Raw genomic sequence first — 5578 nt, 5'->3', positions numbered from 1 at the left:
GGACAGGGGCAGGCCGTGGGCGGTCCAGCGGTCGCCGACCTGCTCGACGACGAGCGGGAGGCCGAAGCAGCGGGAGAGGTTGCGGGAGGTCAGCTCCAGCTCGATCGGGCCGGCGGTGAGGACCTTGCCCTGACGGATCATCAGGACGTGGGTGAAGCCGGGGGCGATCTCCTCGACGTGGTGGGTGACCATGATCATCGAGGGCGCGATGGGATCGCGGGCGAGCCGGCCCAGGCGGCGGACGAGGTCCTCGCGGCCACCGAGGTCGAGGCCGGCGGCGGGCTCGTCCAGGAGCAGCAGCTCGGGGTCGCTCATCAGGGCGCGGGCGATGAGGGTGCGCTTGCGCTCGCCCTCGGAGAGGGTGCCGAAGCGGCGGTCGAGGTAGTCGCTCATGCCGAGGCGGTCGAGGAAGGCGCGGGCGCGCTGCTCGTCCACGTCCTCGTACTCCTCGTGCCAGGCGGCGGTCATGCCGTAGGCGGCGGTGAGGACCGTCTGGAGGACCGTCTGGCGCTTGGGGAGCTTCTCGGCGAGGGCGATGCCGGCCACGCCGACGCGGGGGCGCAGCTCGAAGACGTCGGTGCCGGCCTTGCCCAGGGTCTCGCCGAGGATGGTGACCGAGCCCGTGGTGGGGTACAGGTAGCTGGAGGCGACGTTCAGGAGAGTGGTCTTGCCGGCGCCGTTGGGGCCGAGGATGACCCAGCGTTCGCCCTCCTTCACCGACCAGGAGACCTGGTCCACCAGAGCCCGGCCCTCACGGACCACGGATACGTCCTGAAGCTCCAGAACATCGCTCATGAGCGCGTTGTCTCCCCTTGCAGTGTGGCCGGTCTCGGCTGTCGCGTACGCCTGTGGCTCGGTCCGCCGCGCCGGTGGGCGCAGCCCATATGAAATCTACGCCACGAGTGCACCGGTCCATTCCATCGGTCCGGTCCTTAGGGTGGGGGCATGCTCACGGAACCGCGTTCAGGACGCCTTGCCGCTTGGGGAAATGCCCTTTTGGCCGGACTTGTCTCTCCGGATGACGCCGCGCTCGCCATTGTGGGCGACGACACGGTGCACCGGGTGGCGGGGCTGCCCGGCGAGCCGGCGCCGGTCGGGCTCACGCTCGCGCTGGGGCGGCTGCGGGCACTGGGGGTGACGGGGCTGCGGGTGGCGCTGCCGGCGCCGGGGCATCCGCTGGGGCTCAGCGGGCCGCCCGAGTTCAACGCGCGGGCGCTGGAGGCCGAGGAGGCGGTGGTCTGCTTCGGCGCGGCGTTCGGCCTGGTGCCCGAGTTGTACGAGGCGGGTCCTGCCGGTGATGTACATGCCGAGGTGGTCTGGCACGTGCTGCCGGTGCGGGAGGCCCCGCCCGCGGACGTGCCCTCGCTCGGCGAGGCGGAGCGCGAGCTGGCGGAGGCGCTGCGGGACGCGACGGCGATGCTCGCCCGGCTGGACGTCGCCGGGTCGGGTCCGGTGGCGGAGGCGGCGATCGACGCGTACCGGGCCCGGGCGGAGCGCGGCCGCGAGGTCCTGGCCCCGGGGTACCCGCCCCGCGCGGTGCGCGTCCTGGAGCTGGCCCAGCGGGTCGCCTTCCTGATCTCCCTGGCCCAGGACGACGGCCACGGCGCCGCGGTCACCGCCTCCGAGATCTCCGCCCGCACCCAGGCCCTGCGCCCGGTGGAGCGTACGGCCCGGCGGGCGCAGGTGGCGGCGTACAACTCGATCGTGGAGGAACGGGAGCGGGGCACGCGGTGACCCCCGCGGGGCCGCCGTAGGGGCGGGGGCTTCGCCGGTGGCGCCCGGCGGCACGACGAGGCCCCCCGTCGGACCGGGGGGCCTGCGCCTCAGACGACGGCGACGCGGTGGTTGCTCAGCGGTTGAGGCCGAGGTTGCCGAAGGCCGGGTTCAGCACGCCGATGACGCTGATGCTGTCGCCGGTCGCGTTCACCGGGACGTGCACCGGGGCCTGGACGGTGTTCCCCGAGACCACGCCCGGGGAGCCCTGGGCCGCGCCGGCCGCCTGGCTGTCGGCACAGGCCAGGCCGGCACCGGCGGCCACGAGGCCACCCGCCACCATCGTCACGGCCACTGCCTTCTTCAGGTTCTTCACTTTCCAACCCCTCTTAGGCGTTCGCCACGGCGGTTCTCCGTGGCACGCACTGGAGAACGGCGGAGATCGCCAGGGGTTGCGCCATCCGGGTGACATTCCCACGACGGTATGAATCTCATCCCGGACGGGAGTCGCTCGGCGGCGCGGGGTTGACGCGCCGTGGGGTCGCCTCAGTTGCTCACCCCGTGCCGTACGGCCCACAGCGCGGCCTGGGTGCGGTCGGCGAGGTCGAGCTTCATCAGGATGTTGGAGACGTGTGTCTTGACGGTCTTCTCGGACAGCACGAGCGCCCGGGCGATCTCGCGGTTGGAGCGGCCGTCCGCGATCAGGACGAGCACCTCGCGCTCCCGCTCGGTGAGCGAACCTCCTCTGCCCTGGCCGGAGTTGGCCTCCTCCTGGGACAGCAGCGCGCCCGCGACCTCGGGCTGAAGCAGGATGTGCCCGGCGTGCACCGAGCGGATGGCCCCGGCCAGGGCGTCGGGGTCCACGTCCTTGTACACGTACCCCGCGGCGCCCGCGCGCAGGGCGGGCACCACGGTGCGCTGCTCGGTGAAGCTGGTGACGATCAGCACCCGGGCGGGGTTGGCGAGTCCGCGCAGCCGGCGCAGGGCGTCGATGCCGTCCGTGCCCGGCATTCTGACGTCCATGAGGACGACGTCGGGCCGCAGTTCCTCGGCGCGCTCGACCCCTTCCGCGCCGTCGGCCGCCTCGCCGACGACGACTATGTCCTCCTGCACCTCCAGAAAGGTGCGCAGGCCCCGGCGGACGACCTGGTGGTCGTCGACGAGCAGCACCTTGATGGGCTCAGCCACCGGGGACCTCCATCTCGATCGTGGTGCCCTTGCCGGGCGCCGATTCCACGGTCAGCGTGCCGCCGACCCCGCTCGCCCGGTCGCGCATGGAGACCAGCCCGAGGTGCCGTCCGGCGCGGCCGACGGCGGCCGGGTCGAAGCCGTCGCCGTCGTCGGCGACGCGCAGCACGGCGCCGCAGCCGCGCCGCTCCACGCTGACGTCGACGTGCGCGGCACGGGCGTGGCGCAGCGCGTTGTGCAGCGCTTCCTGGGCCACTCGGAGCACGGCCTCCTCCTGGGCCGCGGGCAGCGCCCGGTAGCCGGCGCCGGTGAAGGTGACGCGGGCGCTGTGGGCGCGGTCGAGGACCTGGATCTGGGTGCGCAGGGTGGCGATCAGCCCGTCCTCGTCGAGCGCGGCGGGCCGCAGCTCCACGACGGCGGCGCGCAGTTCGTCGGCGGCCTCGGCGGCGAGCGCGGCGACCTGGTGGAGTTCGCCCTTGGCGCGCGCGGGGTCGCGGTCGACGAGGGCGGCGGCGGCCTGGGCGGTCAGGCGCAGTGAGAAGAGCTTCTGGCTGACCGCGTCGTGCAGTTCGTGGGCGAGCCGGGAGCGCTCCTCGGTGATGGTGAGTTCACGGCTGCGTTCGTAGAGCCGGGCGTTGGTGAGGGCGATCGCGGCGTGCTGGGCGAGGAGGGCGAGCAGTTCCTCGTCCTCCTCGGTGAAGCCGCAGCCGCCTTCCGGTCTGGGGCAGTTCTTGTTGGCGAGGAACAGGGCGCCGATGACCTCGTCGCCGTCGCGGATGGGCAGTCCGAGGAAGTCGACGAGGTCGGGGTGGGCCTCGGGCCAGCCCTCGAAGCGGGGGTCCCGGCGCACGTCGGCGAGGCGCTCGGGGCGGGCCTCGTGCAGCATCGCGGCGAGGATGCCGTGCTGGCGGGGCAGCGGGCCGATCGCCTTCCACTGGGCGTCGCTGACGCCGTCCACCACGAACTGGGCGAAGCCGCCGTGATCGTCGGGGACGCCGAGGGCGGCGTACTGCGCGTCGAGCAGCTCGCGGGCGGAGGCGACGATCGTCTTGAGGACGTCGCGCGTCTCCAGGTGTCTGCTCATGGCCAGCAGCGCGGAACTCACCGCGGCGAGGCCGGACCGGGGGCCGTGACTCATGTCCTCACCGTACCGGCGGGGTACGGCGGGGCGGATCGGCCTGCCGCGGCACGGGCCCCGGCCGCCGGACCTAGGGCGGGCGGCCCAGGACCCGCGGCCCCGGACCGGTGATGTACGCCGAAGGGACCGCCGGCTCTGCGGCTCGCGGCCGAGGTGGTGCCGCGGGGCGTGTTCCTACGTTGATCCCCACCGCCCGAGCGGGCGGCATGCGACGAGGGGACGGTAGTCATGCCGGTAGGGATCATCACGGGGGCCTCGAAGGGGCTGGGGCGGGCGCTCGCCGAGGCGCTGGCCGGGCTCGGCTGGGACCTGGTGCTGGACGCGCGCGGCGCCGGGGCGCTGCGGGAGGCCGCGGCGGCCGTCGCCCTGCACGGCACCCGGGTGGTGGCGCTGCCCGGGGACGTCACGGACGCCGGGCACCGGGCCGCGCTGGTGGCCGCCGCCCGGGAGCTGGGCGGGGTCGATCTGCTGGTGAGCAACGCGAGCGCGCTCGGCGCCGAGCCGCTGGTGCGGCTGGCGGAACTGCCGCTGACGGGGCTGCGGCGGGCGCTGGAGGTGAACGTGACCGCCGCGCTGGGCCTGGTCCAGGAGGCGCTGCCGCTGCTGCGGGCGTCGGCGGCGGGCACGGTGATCGCGGTCGGCTCGGACGCGGCGGCCGAGGCGTACGAGACCTGGGGCGGTTACGGCGCCTCGAAGGCGGCCCTGGAGCAGCTGGCGGCGGTGCTGGCGGTGGAGGAGCCGGGGCTGCGGGTGTGGGCGGTGGACCCCGGGGACATGGCGACCGACCTGCACGCGGCGGCGGTGCCGGAGGAAGAGGAGCTGGGCGCGGCGCCCGCGGACGTCGTCCCGGGGTTCCTGCGGCTGCTGGCGGAGCGGCCGGCCAGTGGGCGCTACGCGGCGCCGGCGCTGGTGGCGGGCCGATGACCACGGTCGTGCGGGTGCCGCGGGAACGCTCTGCGCGGGTGCCGGCCGAGCAGCGGGGGCCGGGGCGGGACCGGGACGACGTACGGCTGCTGGTGTCGCACGGGACACGGGTCGCGCACCACGCGTTCCGGGAGCTGCCGTCGCTGCTGCGGGCCGGGGACCTGCTGGTGGTGAACACCTCCCCGACGCTGGCCGCCGCGGTGGACGGGCGGCTCGGGCCGGCCCGCGTGGTGGTGCACTTCTCCACCCGCGGGGACGACGGGCGCTGGGCGGTGGAGCTGCGGGAGCCGGACGGTGAGGGAACCACGCGCGCGCGTACGGGCACGCGTGCGGGAACGGAGGTGGCGCTGGCGGGCGGGGCGCGGCTGGTGGTCGAGGAGCCGGTGAGCGCGCGCGGGGAGCGGCTGTGGTGGGCGCGGGCCGAGGGCGCGCGGGTGCTGGAGCTGCTGCGGGAGCACGGGCGGCCCATCCGTTACTCCTATACGGAGCGGGACCAGCCGTTGTCCGCGTACCAGACGCTGTTCGCGCTGCCGTCGCCGGACGGGGCGGGCAGCGCGGAGATGCCGAGCGCGGCGCGGCCCTTCACGGCGCGGCTGGTGGCGGAGCTGGTGCGCC

The 5578-nt window shown here is 74.8% G+C and carries 7 protein-coding genes; 3 read left to right on the top strand and 4 right to left on the bottom strand.

What is annotated here, in order from left to right; all coding sequences use genetic code 11:
* A partial coding sequence (locus FRZ03_RS24095) for an ABC transporter ATP-binding protein (RefSeq protein WP_146467239.1) occupies positions 1 to 795 on the bottom strand: 795 nt, incomplete at its 3' end.
* A gap of 150 nt (positions 796 to 945) precedes the next feature.
* Here FRZ03_RS24095 and FRZ03_RS24090 point away from each other — a divergent pair.
* On the top strand, positions 946 to 1734 hold the full coding sequence (locus FRZ03_RS24090; protein WP_146467238.1) for a hypothetical protein: 789 nt from the start codon (positions 946 to 948) through the stop codon (positions 1732 to 1734).
* A 115-nt stretch (positions 1735 to 1849) separates the two neighbouring features.
* Here FRZ03_RS24090 and FRZ03_RS24085 read toward each other — a convergent pair whose 3' ends face one another.
* From FRZ03_RS24085 to FRZ03_RS24075, 3 genes are all read right to left on the bottom strand, one after another.
* Positions 1850 to 2089, bottom strand: coding sequence for a chaplin (locus FRZ03_RS24085; RefSeq protein WP_146467237.1), 240 nt, complete (start codon positions 2087 to 2089; stop codon positions 1850 to 1852).
* Positions 2090 to 2259: 170 nt separating this feature from the next.
* A complete protein-coding gene (locus FRZ03_RS24080) occupies positions 2260 to 2901 on the bottom strand; it encodes a response regulator (RefSeq protein ID WP_146467236.1) in 642 nt (213 codons plus the stop codon).
* Complete coding sequence (locus tag FRZ03_RS24075) at positions 2894 to 4039, bottom strand: GAF domain-containing sensor histidine kinase (protein ID WP_146467235.1); 1146 nt, start codon at positions 4037 to 4039, stop codon at positions 2894 to 2896. Before FRZ03_RS24075 ends, FRZ03_RS24080 begins: the two co-directional genes overlap by 8 nt.
* A 228-nt stretch (positions 4040 to 4267) precedes the next feature.
* Here FRZ03_RS24075 and FRZ03_RS24070 point away from each other — a divergent pair, with 228 nt between their 5' ends.
* Both FRZ03_RS24070 and FRZ03_RS24065 read left to right on the top strand, forming a co-directional pair.
* Complete coding sequence (locus FRZ03_RS24070; RefSeq protein ID WP_146467234.1) at positions 4268 to 4963, top strand: SDR family NAD(P)-dependent oxidoreductase; 696 nt, start codon at positions 4268 to 4270, stop codon at positions 4961 to 4963.
* Positions 4960 to 5578 (top strand): S-adenosylmethionine:tRNA ribosyltransferase-isomerase (locus tag FRZ03_RS24065; protein ID WP_186785580.1); only part of this gene is annotated, 619 nt, incomplete at its 3' end. The genes FRZ03_RS24070 and FRZ03_RS24065, both read left to right, overlap by 4 nt.

This window comes from Streptomyces misionensis (assembly GCF_007896895.1).
GTDB classification, from domain to species: domain Bacteria; phylum Actinomycetota; class Actinomycetes; order Streptomycetales; family Streptomycetaceae; genus Streptomyces; species Streptomyces misionensis_A.
Note: the sequence above shows the minus strand (reverse complement) of the source record. Positions and strands in the feature narration are given on the sequence as shown.

Excerpts from the sequence above, each read along its gene's own strand:
- FRZ03_RS24090 (WP_146467238.1), top strand. The coding sequence starts at position 946 with ATGCTCACGGAACCGCGTTCAGGACGCCTTGCCGCTTGGGGAAATGCC.
- FRZ03_RS24075 (WP_146467235.1), bottom strand. The coding sequence starts at position 4,039 with ATGAGTCACGGCCCCCGGTCCGGCCTCGCCGCGGTGAGTTCCGCGCTG.
- FRZ03_RS24070 (WP_146467234.1), top strand. The coding sequence starts at position 4,268 with ATGCCGGTAGGGATCATCACGGGGGCCTCGAAGGGGCTGGGGCGGGCG.